Source organism: Scytonema hankhaensis NUACC26 (genome assembly GCF_045865695.1).
In the GTDB taxonomy this organism is placed as follows: domain Bacteria; phylum Cyanobacteriota; class Cyanobacteriia; order Cyanobacteriales; family Nostocaceae; genus Scytonema.
This window is the reverse complement of sequence record NZ_BAACAP010000176.1, coordinates 1-19808: the sequence shown is the minus strand read 5'-3', so window position 1 is coordinate 19808 and position 19808 is coordinate 1. Positions and strand designations below refer to the sequence as shown.

Sequence of the window (19808 nt, the reverse complement as noted above, 5' to 3'; positions counted from 1 at the left end):
GATACTGAATAATTCTCACTTTAGGTAGTTGAATTTCTTTTTGAATTGGAAATAAGTTAAAGATAGAAAAACTATTACTCCCCTTTCCCCTCTAAAGTTACCGATCTTTGTAGGTAGGGCTATGCCACACATTCGCGCTTTGGTGGGCATTGCCGACCCTACGTGTAATGGTAATCGTCTGACAGGAAAAGAGTAGACATACCCAAAAAATCATGTAGAGATGAGCTTGGCGCGTATTTGCAAAGGTTGTATGGAATAATAATTAATTTCAGGAGATGTTTATTGTCATCAACAGAGTGAGTTCGTGTAGGAATGGGAATTCCTCTAGTTTCCTAAAATCTAAATAAAAATGGAGTTATTGTTATGGGAGCACGCTACTTTGCCCTTGTTTCCGGCATAGTGTATGTATTAATTGGTTTGTTCGGCTTCATCCCAGGTATGGTTGCAACACCTGGTACTGGTGGACCAGAAGTTTTGATTAAGACTGGATACGGTTACTTACTGGAATTATTTGCTATCAATGTTATCCATAACATTGTGCATATAGCCGTTGGTGTTTGGGGACTCATTTCCTACCGTAGCTATATTAGATCGCGCAGCTATGCACGTGGTTTAGCAGTTTTTTATGGAGTATTGGCAATCATGGGATTATTGCCAGTTCTTAATACAGTATTCGGTATAATTCCGATATTTGGTCATAACGTCTGGCTTCATGCAGTTACAGCCATAATTGCTGCTTACTTCGGGTTCAAAACACCCGATCCTGTAACCCTTAGAGAACAGGAACGCTCTATGGCAGGTGGGCGCAAGCGCCACCGCTTTTAGCTATAAATTAACAGTATGCCGAGGAAACCCAGAAACTGGCATACTGTTAAGCGGAACTTCCTCACTCAACGTTCATGCCACAATTTGAAACTGCTCTTGCTGCATATCAAGGCTTCACCGACGATTTTCTTAGTGTTGCGATCGCTACTGTTAGTGCAGATGGTACGCCCAATGCTAGTTACGCTCCCTTTGTCCTTGATGAAAACAAAAATATTTACATATACGTAAGCGGTCTTTCTACCCACACTCAAAATTTACACGTAGTACCCAACGTGAGCGTGTTATTTATAGAAGATGAGTCAAAAACCAAACAAATTTTTGCCCGTCGCCGTCTTATCTTTGACTGTACAGCAACCCTAATAGAACGAGATACCGATTCTTGGCAGCAAATCGTCGATAGTTTTGAAGCACGTTTTGGCGAAATTATTCAAATGTTGCGCGAACTACCAGATTTTCGGATATTTAAGCTGACGCCAAACACGGGACGCTTTGTTATTGGTTTTGGTGCTGCATATGAAGTAGACCCGAATGGCTTTAACACCCTCAAACATATTACGGGGGAAAACAGGAAATGAGGGCATTGGTAACTGGTAACTGGTAACTGGTAACTGGTAACTGGTCACTGGTAACTGGTAACTGGTAACTGGTCACTGGTCACTGCCCCCTTCCCGTCCGTTACAATACTTTAAAGAATAACTAAATAAAAAGACAATTCGCAATTTTATGACTTCTTCTGCCCTAGTCAAAACTGAGTACGAGGCAATAATTGGTTTGGAAACCCATTGTCAACTCAGCACCGAAACAAAAATTTTCTCCACGAGTTCTACAGCGTTTGGTGGTGACCCCAACACTAATATCGATCCAGTTTGCATGGGTTTGCCCGGAGTTTTGCCAGTTCTTAATGAAAAGGTACTAGAATATGCTGTTAAAGCTGGGTTAGCACTGAATTGCCAAATTGCTCAATACAGTAAATTCGATCGCAAACAATATTTTTATCCCGATCTCCCTAAAAATTACCAAATTTCTCAGTACGATTTGCCCATAGCCGAACACGGTTGGTTGGAAATTGAGCTTGTTGATAAAGATGGGAATCTGAAGCGCAAGCGAATTGGTATTACCCGCTTGCATATGGAAGAAGATGCAGGTAAATTAGTCCACGCAGGAAGCGATCGCCTTTCAGGTTCGGCTTATTCTTTGGTAGATTACAATCGTGCTGGTGTACCGTTAGTAGAGATTGTTTCCGAACCAGACTTGCGTTCCGGGCAAGAAGCTGCCGAATATGCTCAAGAGTTGCGCCGAATTTTACGCTACCTCGGTGTCAGCGATGGCAATATGCAAGAAGGTTCTCTACGCTGTGATGTCAACATCTCCGTGCGTCCCATTGGACAAAAGGAGTTTGGCACAAAGGTAGAAATAAAAAACATGAACTCCTTCAACGCCATTCAACGAGCGATCGAATACGAAATCGAACGGCAAATTGAAGCCGTAGAAGCCGGAGAGCGTATTGTTCAAGAAACTCGTTTGTGGGAAGAAGGCAGCCAACGCACAATTAGTATGCGGGTTAAAGAAGGTTCTAGCGACTACCGCTACTTCCCAGAACCCGATTTAGCCCCAATTGAAGTTACCCCAGAGCAATTAGACACGTGGCGCAGCCAACTCCCCGAACTACCAGCACAAAAGCGCCATCGTTATGAAAACGAACTAGGGCTTTCTGCTTACGATACACGAGTGCTGACAGAAGAACGTGGGGTATCTGAATTTTTTGAAGCAACTATCATTGCAGGTGCAAGTGCCAAACAAGCCGCTAACTGGATTACTCAAGATATCGCTGCCTATCTCAATAAAAACAAACTTAACATTGCTGAAATTGCTCTGACACCTGAAAATCTTGCTGATGTTATCACTCGTATTGAAACAGGTAAAATCAGCAATGCCATAGCTAAAGAGAACTTACCAGAGTTACTCAACGGTCGTTCTCCTAACGAATTGTTCAAAGGAAAGGAACTCATTAGCGATCCTAATGTACTGGAAGCCATGATTGATGAAGTCATGGCTGCTAATCCCAAAGAGTTGGAGAAATATCGCAAAGGCAACACCAACCTCAAAGGTTTCTTCGTCGGGCAAGTTCTTAAAAAAACCAATAAACTTGCGGAACCCAAATTGACTAACGAATTGGTTGAGAAGAAGCTTAACAGTGACCAGTGACCAGTGACCAGTGACCAGTGACCAGTGACCAGTGAGCCGTGACCAGTGACCAGTGACCAGTGAGCCGTGAGCAGCGATCGCTAGACAATTCACTCTACCTTCATAGTATCTTCATAAAAAGACACATGAGGGGTCTTACCCCTCAGTGCAAAAATGATATACTGTGATAAGTAGATGCACCCTGATGATCTGGAGAGCTGCCCAAGTGGCTCTCTTTTTTTTTGCTTATTTTTCCGAGCCTTAATAACAGTGACCAGTAACCAGTGAGCAGTGACCAGGCGTAGGGTGGGCAATGCCCACCAATATTGAACGGTGGGCATTGCCCACCCTACTTACATTTTTTCCGTTGACGTATGTATGAGAATATTTAATCTCAAGATTTAAATGAGGGGTGTAACCATTCATCCCAGATATGCTATAAAATGATAAACAGATGCACCCTGATGATCTGGAGAGCTACCCAAGTGGCTCTCTTTTTTTCCATTAATCCCTAATTGCCAATCGCCAATCCCCAATCCCTAATTGCCAATCCCCAATCCCTAATCGCCAATCCCCAGTCACTGATATAATCGCCATTTGAGCGAGTATATAGACATGGAGCAAAAGGAATGGCAGATTGGCAAGAAATTAGTGGCGGTATTACAGCACCCAAAGGATATCAAGCAGCAGGAATTACAGCAGGGTTAAAGCCGTCGGGGCTACCAGATTTAGCTTTGATAGTGTCCGATGTAGAAGCTATTGCAGCTGGCGTATTTACGACGAGTCAGGTCAAAGCTGCTTGTGTTGATTATTGCCGTCAGCGATTGCAAGTTAAGCATAACGCTCGTGCTATTCTCTGTAATGCAGGACAAGCAAATGCTGCAACGGGAAGCCAAGGTTGGTTTGATGCTCTAGAATCTGCAATGGCTCTGGGTCAAGCACTGAACATTCCCTCCGAATCGGTGCTTTTAGCTTCTACTGGAGTCATTGGCAAACGTATTCCTATGGAAACTTTGAAAGCTGGGATTCCCAAACTCATTGCAGCCCTTTCTGCTACAGGTTCCGATGCTGCTGCAGGTGCAATTATCACCACGGACTTAGTACCAAAATCTATTGCCTTAGAGACAACAATTGGCGATCGCTCTGTGAGAATTGGTGGTATTGCCAAAGGTTCTGGTATGATTCATCCCAACATGGCAACCATGCTAGCCTTTGTCACTTGTGATGCTGCAGTGTCTCCCGTTCTCTGGCAGCAAATGTTAAGCCGTGCGGCTGAGAAAAGTTTTAATTCCATCACTGTTGATGGAGATACCAGCACCAATGACAGCTTAATTGCACTTGCGAACGGGCAATCTCGTACCCCGGCTATGACTGAAATGAGTACAGAAGCGGAAAACTTAGAGGCAATGCTCACAGCAGTGTGTCAGCATTTAGCTAAAGCAATAGCCCGTGACGGTGAAGGCGCAACTTGCCTTGTGGAGGTACAAGTCACGGGAGCGCACGACGAATATGTAGCCCGACAAGTCGCCAAAACCATTGCAGGTTCATCCCTTGTCAAGTCCGCTATTTTTGGACGCGATCCAAATTGGGGACGTATCGCTGCTGCTGCAGGACGGGCTGGAGTTCCTTTTGAGCAAGAAAACCTCAAGATTACATTAGGAGATTTCTTGCTTTTGGAGAACGGTCAACCACAAAATTTCGATCGCTCTGCTGCAAGCGAATACATGAAAAAAGCCGCATCGGGTGCTTATTTAAAAGAGGATACAGTTCTGATATCGGTTAGTCTTGGTAATGGTACTGGTGTCGGTACTGCTTGGGGTTGCGATCTCAGTTACGACTACGTAAAAATTAACGCTGAGTATACAACTTGACCAAATTTATTCTCTTTCCCCTGCTTCCAAGACCTGCACTACAGTCAGTTTGAGATCGGGAAAAGTCAAAGAGGTAATGCAATCGTCCCCCTGAAACACAGATTCTTCATATAATCCTTCTACCAGTGTAAGCACGGTAACTCTTGCATTACCGGGATCGACAATCCAGTATTCGGGAATCCCTCTTGCTGCATACTCAGATCGCTTGTAGCGGTAATCGCGATCTTCATTTGCTTTACCAGGGGAGACAACCTCAACCACTAATACGGGAGGTGGCATATCTGGAGTAATTGTTGCTCGTTTGCCACCAATCGCTGCACGTAACTCTTCAGTTAATATCATTAAGTCTGGAAGGCGGACGCGAGTTCGATTCCCTGTTACCATAATTTCTGTGTCTTTGTGACAAATGAGATCTAAAGATACCAGTGTGAGAAATTTTGACAGCAAGTAGATGGCAATTAAGTTATTTCTTTGCGTTTCTGGTAGCATTTCCACTAACTCTCCATCCACCAGCTCGTATCTGGTATCTGTCCCATCGTCATAAGCAAGATACTCTTGAAGAGTAAGTTTTTTGGTGACTGCGGTCATGGCTATTGCCTCACTCGCCATCAATCTGAAATTTTCACCCAAGAAATAATTAAGGCTCGGTATCAGCTGAGGCTTCCTCATTATTAAAAAATAATAGGCGAATAGCGAGTATAGCAAACCCTACAGCAGCGATCGCTTTCAGCAATTTTGTCGGTAAAAACTCCGCCACAGCTCCTCCTGCTAAGACTCCTAAAAAGGAAGTCAATAGCAACGCGCCCGCCGTCCCAAAAAATACCGCACGAGTCGATTGACTCCGCCCCGAAAGTGCGATCGCTGCTAGCTGGCTTTTATCCCCCAGTTCTGACAAAAATACTGTTATGAAGCTTAATCCCAAAAGATGCCAATCCATAATTTGTTCTTAGTTAGTTGTTAGTTGTTAGTGGTCACTGGTCACCGGTCACTGCTCACTGCTCACTGTATTAACAAATCCCAAAACAGCATGACGGAAATGAACAGCAGCATGATTCCGGATGCTTTTTCTACAGTTTTAGGAGACAATCGGCTAGCCATCCAACTTCCCAAAAGAACACCCAGTAAACTAGTCATGACAAGCGCACTTGCAGATCCTAAGAAAACCACCCATGGAGATTGTGATTGTGCGCTCATTAATAAGGTTGATAGCTGTGTCTTATCTCCTATTTCCGCCAGAAATATGGTCACAAAGGTTGTTGTAAAGATAACCATTGCCTTCTGAGGCTTTGGGGGTTCGTCAACAACTAAAGATGGTGGAATCTCAACTAAGGAAGTTACTGAACGATAATCCTTATCTTGTTTAACTTCTAGTTGGTTTTCAGCTTCAGACAGATGATAATGATTGAGAGGTGCGGAGTCAAGTTTCACGGGTGGTATCTGTGTCACTAATTTATTTTCATATTCTTCTCATTTTCTCAACCTTTTTTACAAATTGCAACCTATCTTATAGTTATTCAGTAGTCACTGATGACTGAAAGCATAAAAATGAGCAACTTATACTTACTCAAGCACTGACAACAGCAGAGTTTCTTGAAAATTAATAAATTTTTGTAAAGAAACAGCAAATTATGCGTAAACTCGTGTTTCTAAAACGGAGATCTAAGTAGGTGCCGCGACACCAATTACAGCATCCCCCGCACAGTCTAATGATTGGGCGGGGTTTTTCTTATCACTTAATAATAAGTTTAGTAAAGAAATAGTGGGTGTTGCGTAAAAGCAGTCTGTCTGAAGTTGAGAAGTAGTCAGATGTGATTTTGGCTGGCTGTAAATGTGGTTACCGAACACTAGTGCAACTACAAAGCGGTGCTAGGGGATGCTACTTGTTAGGAATGAATGCTTGTAAGTGTAGGTGCTGCTATATGTCTAACATGAGTTCTCATTGGTGCTGGTTGATTGGAATTGCAATAAGTGGTGCGTATAGTTTTTTTGTAAATAGTGTTCAAGCTCAAATATCCCCAGATGGGACTTTACCGAACAATACTATAGTTACACCAATTGGGAACACCTTCAATATTACAGGGGGAACTCAGGCAGGAGCCAATTTATTTCACTCTTTTCAAGAGTTCTCTGTTCCCACCGGACTTACAGCTTTTTTTAACAATCCTGTTGACATTCAGAACATTATTAGTAGGGTAACAGGTGGATCTGTATCTAACATTGATGGGTTGATTCGCAGTTTGGGTACAGCCAACTTGTTTTTGATAAATCCCAATGGGATTATTTTTGGGCAGAATGCACGGTTGGATGTTGGTGGCTCATTTTTGGCTAGCACGGCGAGTCGGATAAAGTTTGCAGACGGTTTTGAGTTTAGCGCCAGCAATACTCAGTCTCTACCCCTGTTGACTATCAGTGTGCCAACTGGGCTGCAATTCGGTTCCAATCCCGAAAAAATTATACTTAAGGGAGTAGGACACGATATTAATTATGAAGAGATTACCAATTTAGGTCAATACAAACCCCGTGGCACAGTTAACACCAAAAGTCAGGGATTGCAAGTCAAATCGGGGCAAACTTTAGCACTTGTTGGCGGAAATGTTGTCCTTGAAGGTGGTATTCTTAAAGCACCATCCGGAAGGATTGAAATTGTGAGTGTTGGAAGCAATCAATCCGTCAACCTTCAACAACCTTGGAACTTTAGTCATGAAGAGCTAACCAGTTTTGGTAACATTCAGTTGAACGATCGCTCGTTCGTGAGTACTACAGGAGATGGTGGTGGGGGAATTGCGATCGCTGGTAGGAACATGAGTCTTACTGAGCGATCGCTTCTACTAGCTGATACCCAAAGTAGTATAAATGGGGCGGAAATCAGTATAAAAGCAGACTCTATAGTGATTAATCAATCTAGTATCAGCTCTAATACCTATAGTACGGGGAATGGCGGACTCATTAGACTAGATGCCAAAAACATGACGCTTGAAAATAACAGTGGGGTGAATACGGCTGCCGAACAGAGCACAGGGAATGCTGGAGAAATCCAGATTAATGCAGACTCTTTAATCTTAAAGAATAAAGCGGGTATTAATACTAATACTTATAGTCAAGGGAATGCTGGTAGAATCAACATAGTAGCAGATTCTTTGCAGCTAGACGGTTCGGAGCCAAAAAGAATAGGGATCGGTAGTTTAGCATCCTTTGGAAGCGCAGGGAATGCAGGAGATATCAACATTAACGTTGCCGGTCTAATGGTGATGAATTATGCAGGTATACAGACCGACTCCGGTGAAACAGGGAGGGCTGGGACAATAGACATTCGTGCAAATTCTCTCAAGACGAAAAAAGCAGGTATAATTAGTCGTGTTTTCAAGACAGGTCAACCTGGAGAAATCAAAATTAACGTTGAAGGCTCTTTGGAACTTAATGAAACAGGTATAAAAAGTGATACCTTTGGGGCAAGCAATGCTGGAAAAATCAGCATTCGTGCAAACTCTTTGCGGATTGAAAATTCTCAGGAGGACAGGAGCGCATTCAGGAGCGTCACGACCAGTACAGGGAATGCTGGAGAAATAGATATCAATGTTGTAGGCTCTTTTCAATTACAAACAGCTGTCCTAAATATTGGAACAGAGGGTACAGGTAACGCTGGCAAAATCAAAGTTTCCGCAAATTCTTTGCAGATTGAAGACAATGCTGGTATAGTTAGCACTACAAGTAATACAGGGAATGCTGGAGAAATAGATATCAATGTTGCAGACTCTTTTAAATTACAAAATCAATCTTTTCTAAGTACTGAAACATCAGGTACAGGGAAAGCTGGTAACATTAACATTAATGCAAATTCTTTACAGGTTAAAGATGCAGCAATTGTAAGCAAGACGGAAAAAAATAGTACAGGAGAAGGCGGAGGAATCAAGATTAGTACTAATTCTTTTCTGCTTGAAAACTCAACAGTTAGTAGCGCTACAGGGGAAAATAGCACGGGTAATGCCGGAGATATTCAATTAAACATAGGAAACTTACTGTTGTTACGCAATGAGAGTTTCATATCCACCACTGCGGGAACTGGTAGTGTAGGAGGAGATGGTGGTAATATTACTATCAATGCGCGTAAAGGTTTTATTGTTGCTGTCCCTAATGAAAATAGCGATATTACCGCCAATGCGTTTAGTGGTAGTGGTGGAAGAGTCACAATTAAAGCTACTGACATTTTTGGAATCGCGCCACTTAGTCGGCAAGCTCTTGAGAAGAGGTTGGCCCCTAATGATTTAGATCCCAGTAAATTACAGACAAACGACATCACAGCCATTTCGCAAACCAACCCAACATTAAGCGGCACTATAGAACTGAACACGCCTGAAGTTAACCCTAATAGTGGCTTAGTTGAATTGCCAACAATACCAGTTGACACTAAAATAGCCGTTGGTTGCAACAGTCCGAATTACACCCAAAGCAGTTTCATCATCACCGGACGCGGCGGCTTACCCCCCAACCCCAACGAAGCTCTTTCACCTGACGCCGTAGAAGTCGATTGGGTGGCTCTCAATCCTGAAGCAGAGAAAAACTCAAGTACAAATATTTCCACGAATCCAAATAGCACTACACCAGCCTCAATAGTTGAAGCGACTGGTTGGGTATTCGGTTCCAAAGGCGAAGTCATTTTGACAGCACAAGCCGTCCCAGTACAACACCAGAGTTCTTGGCAAACACTACCAAAGTGTCATGAAAACTAATTTTCAAAGGATTTTCTCATGGCAAGGACAAGCTCAGTGGGTGAGTCTTTTGGCTTGTGACACTTTACAATCCCAATTGTGCGCTTACCAGTATTCCTTTCATATGTGTTGATTTAAGGGAAAGAACATGGCAAGAAAACGGTTTTTATGTTTCTATACAATACCATCCTTTCTGATATCTAGGCGATTGCGTAAGGGTTGGCTGAGTCAGTGTCTATTGGCGCTGCTTACCGCGTTTCTCTGCACAGTCGTTTCACCTCTTTTATCAACCGTTGTGGCGGTTAATTCTACTACCACTACGGCACCAAGTAGCACGGCTCAAAGCGAAAATTCTGTGCAACAAGGCAAAGCACTGTATGAGGCTGGAAGGTTTGCTGAAGTGCTCAAGGTGTTGGAACAAGAAGCTGCTGCCTTTCAAGCCAGTGGGGATAAACTCAATGAAGCTATGACTTTGAGCAATCTTTCCCTAGTGTATCAGCAACTAGGACAGTGGACTCAAGCAGAAAAAGCAATTACCCAAAGTTTGAATCTTCTAAAAAATGGCGACAACTCAAAACAGCGTTTTGCCATCTTTGCCCAAGCTCTAGATGTGCAAGGGCGGTTACAATTAGCACAGGGACAAACTCAAGCAGCACTCTCGACTTGGCAGGAAGCCGCAAAGATTTACAAGCAAATAGGCGATGAGGCTGCGTTAACCCGCAACCGCATTAATACTACTCAAGCGATGCAAGCTTTGGGGCTTTACCGTCAGGCTAGTAAGATTTTAACTGATTTAGAGCCAACTCTCACAAGCTCTCCAGACTCGCAACTCAAAGCTACAGGGCTGCGTAGCCTCGGTAATATCCTCAAAGTCGTTGGTGATTTAAATACATCTAGAAAGGTCTTAGAGCAAAGTTTAGCGATCGCACAACGAATACAATCATCAACAGCGACTGGTGATACTTTGCTCAGTTTAGGTAACACGGCTCTCGCCCAGAGGAAAATGCAACTCAGCCTTGACTATAAAGCCGAGGCTGAAATAGAAACTCAAGCTGCATTAAAATACTATCAACAAGCTGCTGTTGTTGCACCACCCGCCACGCGCATTCAGGCACAACTGAATCAACTCAGCTTACTTGTGGAAAAGGAGCAAATTTCTGCTGCGTTGGCTTTGACGTCTCAAATTCAACCGGAAATTAACAAGTTACCTCCGAGCCGCATGACAGTATATACCCAGATTAACTTTGCTGAAAATTTAACACGATTAAAAAAGAAAAGTAGCGCAAACAACCCCTCGTGGCTGGATATTGCTCAGATATTATCCACCGCTCTCAAGCAGGCGCGAAGCTTAAAAGATCGGCGAGCAGAATCTTATGCCCTCGGTACTCTGGGCGGATTGTACGAACAAACCAAGCAGTTATCTGAAGCACAAAACCTGACCAAGCAAGCACTGATTATAGCCCAAACTCTCGCTCCACAGGATATTGCTTATCAGTGGCAATGGCAGTTGGGACGTTTACTCAAAGCTCAAGGAGATATTCCAGGAGCGATCGCCGCCTACGATGAAGCATTCAAAACTCTTGAATCCCTGCGTAGCGATTTAGTCGCTAATCCAGAAATTCAGTTTTCCTTTCGGGAAAGTGTGGAACCGGTGTATCGGGAGTTGGTTGATTTGCGTTTGCAAAGTCAGGGAAATCCTGAAACTATACAGTACAATCTCACGCAAGCTCGTAATGCGATCGAATCGCTTCAACTAGCAGAACTGAACAACTTTTTTCGCTCGCCCTGTGTGGAACCCAGAGTAGAAATTGATACTGTGGTTCAGCAAGACAAAAAATCTGCAATTATGTATCCAATTATTTTACCAGACCGCATAGAAGTTATTCTCACGTTGCCCGAACAAAAAGAACTTCGTAAATACACAACCCTCGTACCTCAGGAGAAAGTGGAAAGCACCATACAAGATTTGCGGAAAAGCTTATTAGATGTGGCGGGAACTTTTCAGGTTCAGGAGAAGTCGCAGGAGATATATGATTGGTTAATTCGACCAGCACAAGCAGAATTAACCAAGAGTGGCATCAAAACCTTAGTGTTTGTACTCGATAGTTCGTTGCAGAATGTGCCAATGGGAGTTCTCTACGACGGACAGCAGCAGAAATATCTGGTGGAGAAATATGCGATCGCCCTCACCCCTGGTTTGCGACTTTTTGACCCCAAACCATTGCATCGGGTACGGCTAAATGCTTTAACTGCGGGAGTGGGCGAAGAACGCTTTGGCTTTCCTGCATTGCAAAATGTGCCAAGGGAATTAAAAGAAATCAAGTCTGAGGTACCCAGGAGTGAAGAGTTGCTAAATCAGAAGTTTACTGAAACGAACCTGCAAAAGCAACTGCAATCAGATCCGTTTTCGGTAGTCCATTTAGCGACTCATGGTGAGTTCAGTTCCGATCCGGAAAAAACCTTTATTCTCACTTGGGATAAACTGCTCAAAGTAAAGGAATTCGATCGTTTACTGCGAGTGAGCGACTTGAGCAGGTCAAGCAACATCGAACTACTTGTCCTAAGTGCTTGTAAAACCGCTCTAGGAGACAGACGAGCAGCATTAGGATTAGCCGGAGTGGCTGTGCGGGCGGGCGCACGCAGTACTTTGGCAAGTCTATGGTCAGTGGATGACCAATCTACTGCAGATGTCATGAGCGAATTTTACCGACAGTTACAGACAGGGGTGACTAAAGCCGAAGCGCTGCAGCGTGCTCAACTTGCGGTTTTTGCCAAGGATAACAGTCCATATCATTGGGCACCTTATGTGCTCCTGGGGAATTGGCTGTAAGGGTATTTTTAGTTACATTATAAATACCTCGCTCGGGACGCAATACTACTCGGATAAGCGGAAATTAGAACCCCGGTTTCTTGGAGAAACCAGGGTTCTGACACCTCAATTCTCGTTAACCGAGTAGTATTGGATCGGGACGATCTAGAACTAGCACGACCTTCCAAACACTTTCGGGAATACTAAAAGATAATTGGTGCAAAATTGACTAGAAGGCTCTAGCTCATTACGAATAAAATAAGGGTCGCTAAAATCGGGAGTATTTATGTTTTTTCTGGCTTCTTGCCCCTCCCTTCGGGACATTCCACAATCGATTCAAGTAGCTCCAAGGGCAACTTATAGAAGACCAAGGAGCGCGTAACATCTACGATGTCGTTAGAAATTTCAATGTGCATTAAGTGATTGAATACTCTGAGTTATAGGGTCGCAGATGAGGCGGGTGCAGTCCTAAAACAATGTCGGATTTCGGAATACCTCTTGAGGAAAGTTCTTCACCGATATCGATATCTGTTCGATTTTCTTGAATCCAGACTTTACCTTCAATAATATCGAGATGAAGAATTGGGTTGAAAATGCGCTTGTGAGAGTCTGTCCACCCCATTCGCAATAGTTGATAGTGGTCATGTAGGAAATCAAATACAGTTATGGTTTGAACGTGTGGGTTAACATCTGGTGTGTTGGCATGAATGGAAAAGATATCTGTAATGATCTGACGGTATGTTTCTTGTGAACTTGGCTCAACTTGATTTTGAGAATCTACTGCAGTGAGATTGGTTAGCTTTCTGGATTTGGTATCCATCGATCGACCTCATGTGTTATGGCATTCACAATTAGCAAATTTATCTGATTTTCTTTTAGACTATCTTGAAAAAATGGGTTGCTGAAGTGTTGCTGATAGATGGTGTTGGGCACTGCAAGATAAGGAGTGCGATCGAGGCGTTGGTGCTTGAGAACCATTCGGTAATGAATGTATTGCCCAATGGCTTGATGAAAGGCATAAACGACACTAGGAGCAACAAAGCTTTTTACTTCAGCCGCAATATAAATTGTCCCTTTTTGTGCGCTAAGGAGTTTGTCGGCGCTTAAGTCGATTTCAAGCGTAGTTCCATCATAATCAAGTTTTAGGGATTTGATATCGATCCATCCGTCTTGTATCAGTGCCGTTTCAACGGTTTTGTAGAAGAGGTCTTTCGCAGGCATTGTATGATGGGATCAAGTATATCATTTAAAAATAACACCCCTTGTGCTGCTAACGCTGGGTGTTACCTGTACAATCATACCTGGTTTTATTTGTTTCCCAGAGCAAACGCATCTAAATTTGGTACAACGGACGCAATCACCCAACAGTCATAGCACGGCTGGCTGTAGGCAATTCAGGTACAATTGACGACAGTCGATTTTAGCGGCTCCATCTTGAACGAGGAATGATGTTGAGCTAAAATTTAAGTACGGCACTCAACTGATTTTTGCCAAGAACTACGAGGTGAGGTGGGTGCATCGGCTGTGAAAACTACTTCACCTTTGGCGTTGAACACCCACCCAGTCGCTTCTACTATAGGTTCTGGCGTAGAATTTGTTGGTGTAGAAGCAGATGAACTCTGACGGTTGTCAATGTTTGGGTTGAGAGTCACCCAATCTAACGCTACAGCATCAGGAGTTAGAACATCTTTAGGGTTGGAGGGTAAGCCGCCGCGTCCGGTGACGATAAAACTGCTTTGGGCGTAGTTTGGAGAGTTGCAACCTTGGGCAATTTCAGTGTCAACTGGTACTGATGGTAAGTTGACTAAGCCACTGTTAGGGTCGATTTCGGGTGTGTTAAGTTCTATAGTGCCGCTTAAAGAAGGATTTTGCCGCGAAATTGCTGTAATGTCATTTGTCGGAAGTTGATTCGGATCTAAATCGTCAGGACGCAATCTTTTAAGTTGTTGGCGACTAAGTGGTGCAATTCCAAAAACATCAGTCACCCTAATCGTAATTTGTCCTCCCAGACCTTCAAACGCATCGGCAGTAATGTCATTATTTTCACCTCTACCAGCAACGATAAAGCCATTGGAAGCATTAATGGTGATGTTACCGCCAGTACCGTTGTTAGCAGCTGTAGTGGCGATCGCACTGCTGTTACGCATGAGAATTAAATCCCGCACCTGTAAACTTATATCCCCGCCCCTACCAGATGCTGTTGTGCCTGCAAGTTTTCCTCGATCCAACTTAATAGAGCTAGCATTGACTGTTAGTAAACCCGCATTCCCTGACCCCTCACTGTTGACAGTTACTTTAGCCCCACTCAGGACATTGAATTGTCCAGTCTTCACTGTGATGCTTCCCCCTTGTCCAGTAGACTCTGGAACAGTGGAAGCTGAAATTTCTGCCCCGTTCCGAACGGTTAACTGCCCAGTTTCTATCTCTATGTTTCCAGCATTTCCAGTATTTCTGGTCTCAACAAACAAACCGCTTCCAATACCGTCTAGTATAGATTCTTTTGCGGTCACAGATAAAGTTCCGCCCCGTCCTTGGCTACGAGTAGAAGCTGATACTTCTGCGCCGTCTCGAACAATCAACCGCCCAGTTTCTATTCTTAAGTTTCCAGCATCTTCTCCAGTGCCTTCAGTTCCAGTCAGCAAGCGGCTTCCTCCCAAAAGTTCTACCGACTCTGATGCGGTTACAGACAAAGTTCCTCCTGGTTCCGCTCCAAAAGTATTAATAATTCTAATTTCTGAATTATCGGTAAGCCTAACGCGCCTACCTTGCACTTGGATACTACCTGCGCTGTCAGGAGCACCTACTATAGCTTGATTGGAAAGAAATACATCTGCTCGTTGTACTCCCTCTGGGTAACTTAGGCTGAGATTGTTGTTATCAACATTTAACCTTACTGTTCCCGCTTCTGCCAATCCTCCTAATTCGACTCGACCACTTGTAGCCCGTAGTCGTCCCCCATCCAACTTTACATCCCCGCCCACTAGCAGTAAACTCCGACTATCTTCAACTGATAGACGTACTTCATTGACTTCTATCGAACCAGTAGGTTCGGCTGTAATTTGATTGAATAGAAATGCAGAAGGATTCACTGTCAGCAAGGGATTTAGCGGATCGACGGGTGAAGTCATAGAGAATTCTCCACCATTGGGAAACAGGATTTGGTTCGCTGTTGTTCCTATAAACGAACCACCAATATCTAATTCGGCATTGTCTCCAAATGCGATGCCTTTAGGGTTGATTAAAAAGAGATTAGCGTTTCCCCTAGCCTTAAGTATTCCCTGAATGTTAGAAGGATTTCCCCCTGTAACTCGCACTAAAATATTATTAATGGTAGAGGTGTTATGAAAATCGACTATCTCATTACTGTTAACACTAAAGTTGCTAAAACTATGAAATAGATTTCTATCGCCAACGGTTGTACCTCCTTTGATTTCCAAGGTAGTGCCGTCGGGCGTTACTTGAGGTATCACCTGAGTTCCTAAAGAGGGATCGGCAGTAACCTGAGCAAAGGTAGGATTATCTCCTTCTCCTACAATCAACCCAACTAGAATCAGTCCCGACAGTCCTAACTGGCAATGCCGAGCGAGCCAGCTTCTTGACACCACAAAATTTACCTCCTTAAACAGATGGATTACCGTCAATATCGTTTTTAAGCTGATTCCAATTAAGTCCAGTAGGTAGCTGGGCTATCTGGTCCCAATGATTGGTTTGCGTAAGATAAGATAGAGCACCAGTAGCTGCGTCATATCTCAAATAATTAGGGGGCGGTGCAAAGTATCCAAACGTTAGTAGATCCGTTGTGGACTGAGTAGAGTCAACAGTAACACCGTTAACGTCACTAACGATCGAGGGTCTATTACGAGCAGAAGTAATACTAATCGAATCTGTGCCAACTGTGTAGTCTGTCAGGGTATCAATACCGCCACCTGAGTAATAAAGGACAAAGGTATCTTTACCCGCACCACCAGTGAGAGTGTCATTACCAAGTCCCCCTTCTAAGTAGTCGTTACCTGCTCCACCAGTGAGAGTGTCATTCCCTTCAAGTCCGTATATTTCGTCAGCTAGTTCAGTCCCAATTAGACCCGAGTCATTTCCAGAAGTGCCATAAATAATTGCCATCTTTGTTACTTCCTGAGAATTTAGTGATTTAACTGTTTATCTTGACTTGCATTCCAGGTGCTCTAGGTTAGGGTATAAAATTTGGCATTCGGCTTTACCTCTGCCCTTTGGGCAATACCTACTTAAGTGGGTTGCCCTCTTATGAGAGCATCGCTCTCCCCACCACTAACAAATTTTCTAACGCCAATCCCCAACACTAACGCTGCCAATATTGATTCATCTCAAATACGGCTCCTTTAATAAGTTGTGGTAAGTCAGCGCCCTGTTAACTACTTGGTTTAATTAACAAAATACTTACGCTAGGATAGCGCTATTAACATTTTCATTATCAAAATTATAACACCTGTTTATGCACCGCATTAGCGAAATCACGATTATCTTTCCAGACCATAACGCCCAACAATGGGTGCTCGAGCAAATTCTTCCAACCCAACCGCTTTTAACAAATCATTCCAGTCCTGTGCAAGTACTAAAGAACCTGAATTAATACGGCGCATATCAGCTAAATTAGTTAGGGCATCTTGCCAAATTTGATTAACAACATAAACCGTGTATTTTCCTGGTTTTGCTGCCTTTAACTGATTTTCAAGATTCGGGGTGAGAGCAACTCTTTGTACCCATGCTTTTACATAATAATAATCAGATGTATTTTCCGGCTCGCCACAATAAACTTTGAAATACCATTGATACTTATTGTTTTGCTTAAGGGCATATTGCGGATTTTGTGGCAGAGTAATGCCAATAACACCAGACTTCTCTGGCAAGGTCAAAGCTGTTTGGTAAATATTTTTACCCTTTTCATCTTGAAATATAAACTCTCCAAAGCGCAAGTTGGTGGGTAATTCTGGCACATAAACCCAAAAGGTTGGATACTCAGAGACTGTCAATGCTAAGAAAGATACCGATTCATCATTCACAGTTCTCTCACCTGGAACCAAAGCAGTCACAGACTGGTTCAGGTTTGGGCAGCCATTACGCCTTGCCCCTCCTTGACGACGCCCAGTGGGTGCGCCATTACGTGGAAATTTCAATTTCTCAAGGCGTTTTTGTGTATTAGAATTAGAAGTCTGAGTCGGTTGGGTAACTTGTGCGTGTACTTGTGGAGAGTAACTCCCAAGACAAAGGAGTATCACGGGGATAACGCCAGCAAGTTTCATAATAAAATGTCCAAATGCCGAGGTATTTATAACATCAGCAGGCAACGCCTGTATTCCGGAATTTTACTTTCGTATCCTCCCTACTACAGCTATAGCGGTTAATATTAATGTTAAGGCAGGCGGAACCAATGGTATCCATCCGGCTTGTGTAAAGATGCCAAAACAAATTCCAAATAGTATTAATAGCGCCCCGGCTACTGCTAACCCAAGGTACAGTGACTTGGAACATCGCCACGCTATAATTCCTCCTACCAACGACCATCCCCACACCCAAAAAGCTTCCACCCACCAAGACCACCACCACAACAAAGGGCGTTGGTTTTCAACAGCACTGAGGATATGACCGATCATTTGTGCTTGCACGAATACGCCCGGTACTTTTTTGTTGTTTAAAGGAGTTCTCCAATAATCAGCACTGCTTGGGGCTGTAATTCCAATCAAGACAATACGGTTCTTTAGTAACTCAGGGTTAATTTGGTCATGGTCATTTAGTACATCTTTAAGAGATATGGAATCAGCAATTTTTTCCTGGTTGCCTAAAGAACGATAATTAAGCAGGACTTGATAACCCCCTGCATTGACTTGTTGGTAACCACTTGAGTGTTCCTTTAATGGTTTAAACACAACTTTGCCAATTTGTAAGTACCCTTCTGGAGTGATATTTGCCTCGATACCTTTATTAAGCAAATAGTGACGTGCAAGCTGAAGGCTAAAAGCATATTCTGCTGTACAGGGAGACTGGAGAGGAGGGGTAAGATACAATAACTGACGACGTGCGACATCATCATCATCTGCTACAAAATCACTAAAAGTCTGGCGTTCTGTTGGGACTTCATGAGGGGGATAAATACCAGCAGGTGCGCCATCAAGATCGGCTGGAACTTTACACACTGCAAAAATCCGGTCATCCTGCTTTAGGCGTGTTATTAAATCTGGATAGTTAGAGTCTACAGAGAAATCACGATAAATATCTATACCAATAGTTGTTGGTTGATAGCGATCGAGTTTTTGCAACAGTTGAGCTAGTGCCTTATCTGAAAGCGACCCTCGCCCTTTCATCCCCTTCTGGTTCTGATAATGAATATCTGCCTCATCAACGGTTACTATTAATAAACGCGGATCTGAGCTTTCAATTGCTGGTCGCAGTTGCATGAAATGGTCGTAAGCCCGCAACTCCCAAGGTTGTAGCATTCCTAAATAGCGGACTCCCATTATACTTGCTGTGACAAATACACTTGCCATCAGCACGTTCATCAAATGATATCTAGTCTCAGTTTTTGGAATGCTTAATTCTTTCCAAGCTAGCGGGACAACTCTGGGATTTTGGAAAAGAACTGGCAACCAAGTTGCATTGGGAAATTTATCCTCCAAGCCCTGTAGCTTTTCCCTCGCTTCTCGCGATGCTAGATATAGAGGTTTACCACCAGAATAAGCTGTGAGAAAATGCTTTAAAAATTCCTGTGCTACCTCATCTGGTACTGGTTGTCGCATGACAATTAACTGCGGGATATGTAAAGAAGCAAGTTGCCGTGCTAATCCCAAACCATCACAGGAGTTAAAAATTGCCAAATGTAACCCCTGTGCGATCGCTTTTGTTAAAGCATACTTCAACTCTTCAATTGTTAAACTATCAGTTTTATTAATATAAATACGACCAATATCATTAGCAGTTTCACTATGCCCAGCAAAAAAGAAAATATCCCACTGCTGCCACAAATAATTGTTTAGCTCTTTGCGTTGCGGTTCTACTAAAAAAACTGTCTCAGCATTTGGTAAATTTTCTAGCAACTGACGATCTAGTTGAACATCAATCCCGCGACTATTACCCAGAATCGCCAAAATTCTTACTTTAGGTTTACGGGGTGGTTTTGGAGGGGTTTCAGATGCTGTCGCGGTGATGGCAAATTCTGCAAATGAATACCTATTAAAAAAATCCCACAAATGCCAGGGAATACAGTGTAAGTCCTGATTATCAGTACGAATTAGGACTCGAATGATTTCATCTCGTTTTAATTCTTCACGTAATGTGTTGTTTATACAGCGAAATTCTTCAGAGTCAAGCCACTTGTGCAGGCGATCGATTAATATCTTAGCTTTTTGAGAACATTCTGAAATTCGCGTTTTTATAGAGCCATCG

General features: G+C 43.3%; 15 protein-coding genes. 6 read left to right on the top strand and 9 right to left on the bottom strand.

Going from position 1 to position 19808, the window contains the following annotated elements; genetic code table 11:
* The first annotated feature begins 363 nt into the window (after positions 1-363).
* From ACKTT2_RS15975 to argJ, 4 genes are all read left to right on the top strand, one after another.
* Positions 364-825, top strand: a complete 462-nt coding sequence (locus ACKTT2_RS15975) for a DUF4383 domain-containing protein (protein WP_407888553.1) — start codon at positions 364-366, stop codon at positions 823-825.
* 74 nt (positions 826-899) lie between these two features.
* Complete coding sequence (locus tag ACKTT2_RS15970; RefSeq protein WP_407888551.1) at positions 900-1400, top strand: HugZ family pyridoxamine 5'-phosphate oxidase; 501 nt, start codon at positions 900-902, stop codon at positions 1398-1400.
* 148 nt (positions 1401-1548) lie between these two features.
* Positions 1549-3030, top strand: a complete 1482-nt coding sequence (gene gatB, locus ACKTT2_RS15965) for an Asp-tRNA(Asn)/Glu-tRNA(Gln) amidotransferase subunit GatB (protein WP_407888549.1) — start codon at positions 1549-1551, stop codon at positions 3028-3030.
* Between the two features lie 608 nt (positions 3031-3638).
* The gene (gene argJ, locus ACKTT2_RS15960; protein WP_407888547.1) at positions 3639-4880 is read left to right on the top strand and encodes a bifunctional ornithine acetyltransferase/N-acetylglutamate synthase; all 1242 of its coding nucleotides are present in this window, start codon (positions 3639-3641) and stop codon (positions 4878-4880) included.
* Between the two features lie 6 nt (positions 4881-4886).
* On the opposite strand, the gene ACKTT2_RS15955 is transcribed toward argJ, so the two are convergent.
* The 3 genes from ACKTT2_RS15955 to ACKTT2_RS15945 form a co-directional block, all read right to left on the bottom strand.
* Positions 4887-5468 carry a Uma2 family endonuclease gene (locus ACKTT2_RS15955; protein WP_407888545.1) on the bottom strand — a complete coding sequence of 194 codons (582 nt, stop codon included), beginning with the start codon at positions 5466-5468 and terminating at the stop codon, positions 4887-4889.
* Between the two features lie 49 nt (positions 5469-5517).
* Positions 5518-5817: a TMEM165/GDT1 family protein gene (locus ACKTT2_RS15950; RefSeq protein WP_407888543.1), complete on the bottom strand. Its 300-nt coding sequence runs from the start codon at positions 5815-5817 to the stop codon at positions 5518-5520.
* A gap of 62 nt (positions 5818-5879) precedes the next feature.
* Positions 5880-6308: a TMEM165/GDT1 family protein gene (locus ACKTT2_RS15945; protein WP_407888611.1), complete on the bottom strand. Its 429-nt coding sequence runs from the start codon at positions 6306-6308 to the stop codon at positions 5880-5882.
* 491 nt (positions 6309-6799) lie between these two features.
* Between ACKTT2_RS15945 and ACKTT2_RS15940 the strand changes: the two genes are divergently transcribed.
* On the top strand, positions 6800-9607 hold the full coding sequence (locus tag ACKTT2_RS15940; protein WP_407888541.1) for a two-partner secretion domain-containing protein: 2808 nt from the start codon (positions 6800-6802) through the stop codon (positions 9605-9607).
* Positions 9608-9734: 127 nt separating this feature from the next.
* A complete protein-coding gene (locus tag ACKTT2_RS15935) occupies positions 9735-12416 on the top strand; it encodes a CHAT domain-containing protein (protein ID WP_407888540.1) in 2682 nt (893 codons plus the stop codon).
* A gap of 394 nt (positions 12417-12810) precedes the next feature.
* Here the strand turns inward: ACKTT2_RS15935 and ACKTT2_RS15930 are convergent, their stop codons facing one another.
* The 6 genes from ACKTT2_RS15930 to ACKTT2_RS15905 form a co-directional block, all read right to left on the bottom strand.
* The gene (locus tag ACKTT2_RS15930) at positions 12811-13215 is read right to left on the bottom strand and encodes a XisI protein (RefSeq protein WP_407888538.1); all 405 of its coding nucleotides are present in this window, start codon (positions 13213-13215) and stop codon (positions 12811-12813) included.
* On the bottom strand, positions 13191-13616 hold the full coding sequence (locus tag ACKTT2_RS15925; RefSeq protein ID WP_407888537.1) for an element excision factor XisH family protein: 426 nt from the start codon (positions 13614-13616) through the stop codon (positions 13191-13193). Before ACKTT2_RS15925 ends, ACKTT2_RS15930 begins: the two co-directional genes overlap by 25 nt.
* A gap of 242 nt (positions 13617-13858) precedes the next feature.
* The gene (locus tag ACKTT2_RS15920; RefSeq protein ID WP_407888536.1) at positions 13859-16000 is read right to left on the bottom strand and encodes a filamentous hemagglutinin N-terminal domain-containing protein; all 2142 of its coding nucleotides are present in this window, start codon (positions 15998-16000) and stop codon (positions 13859-13861) included.
* Between the two features lie 13 nt (positions 16001-16013).
* Positions 16014-16514: a calcium-binding protein gene (locus tag ACKTT2_RS15915; RefSeq protein WP_407888535.1), complete on the bottom strand. Its 501-nt coding sequence runs from the start codon at positions 16512-16514 to the stop codon at positions 16014-16016.
* A 374-nt stretch (positions 16515-16888) separates the two neighbouring features.
* Positions 16889-17671 carry a DUF928 domain-containing protein gene (locus ACKTT2_RS15910; RefSeq protein ID WP_407888533.1) on the bottom strand — a complete coding sequence of 261 codons (783 nt, stop codon included), beginning with the start codon at positions 17669-17671 and terminating at the stop codon, positions 16889-16891.
* A 63-nt stretch (positions 17672-17734) separates the two neighbouring features.
* Positions 17735-19808: CHASE2 domain-containing protein (locus ACKTT2_RS15905; protein WP_407888531.1), on the bottom strand; the 2074-nt coding region annotated here is incomplete at its 5' end.

Coding starts and splice junctions, on each gene's coding strand:
- ACKTT2_RS15940 (WP_407888541.1), top strand. CDS start 6,800: ATGTCTAACATGAGTTCTCATTGGTGCTGGTTGATTGGAATTGCAATA.
- ACKTT2_RS15910 (WP_407888533.1), bottom strand. CDS start 17,671: ATGAAACTTGCTGGCGTTATCCCCGTGATACTCCTTTGTCTTGGGAGT.
- ACKTT2_RS15925 (WP_407888537.1), bottom strand. CDS start 13,616: ATGCCTGCGAAAGACCTCTTCTACAAAACCGTTGAAACGGCACTGATA.
- ACKTT2_RS15975 (WP_407888553.1), top strand. CDS start 364: ATGGGAGCACGCTACTTTGCCCTTGTTTCCGGCATAGTGTATGTATTA.
- argJ (WP_407888547.1), top strand. CDS start 3,639: ATGGCAGATTGGCAAGAAATTAGTGGCGGTATTACAGCACCCAAAGGA.
- ACKTT2_RS15955 (WP_407888545.1), bottom strand. CDS start 5,468: ATGACCGCAGTCACCAAAAAACTTACTCTTCAAGAGTATCTTGCTTAT.
- ACKTT2_RS15950 (WP_407888543.1), bottom strand. CDS start 5,817: ATGGATTGGCATCTTTTGGGATTAAGCTTCATAACAGTATTTTTGTCA.
- ACKTT2_RS15935 (WP_407888540.1), top strand. CDS start 9,735: ATGGCAAGAAAACGGTTTTTATGTTTCTATACAATACCATCCTTTCTG.
- ACKTT2_RS15970 (WP_407888551.1), top strand. CDS start 900: ATGCCACAATTTGAAACTGCTCTTGCTGCATATCAAGGCTTCACCGAC.
- ACKTT2_RS15915 (WP_407888535.1), bottom strand. CDS start 16,514: ATGGCAATTATTTATGGCACTTCTGGAAATGACTCGGGTCTAATTGGG.
- gatB (WP_407888549.1), top strand. CDS start 1,549: ATGACTTCTTCTGCCCTAGTCAAAACTGAGTACGAGGCAATAATTGGT.
- ACKTT2_RS15930 (WP_407888538.1), bottom strand. CDS start 13,215: ATGGATACCAAATCCAGAAAGCTAACCAATCTCACTGCAGTAGATTCT.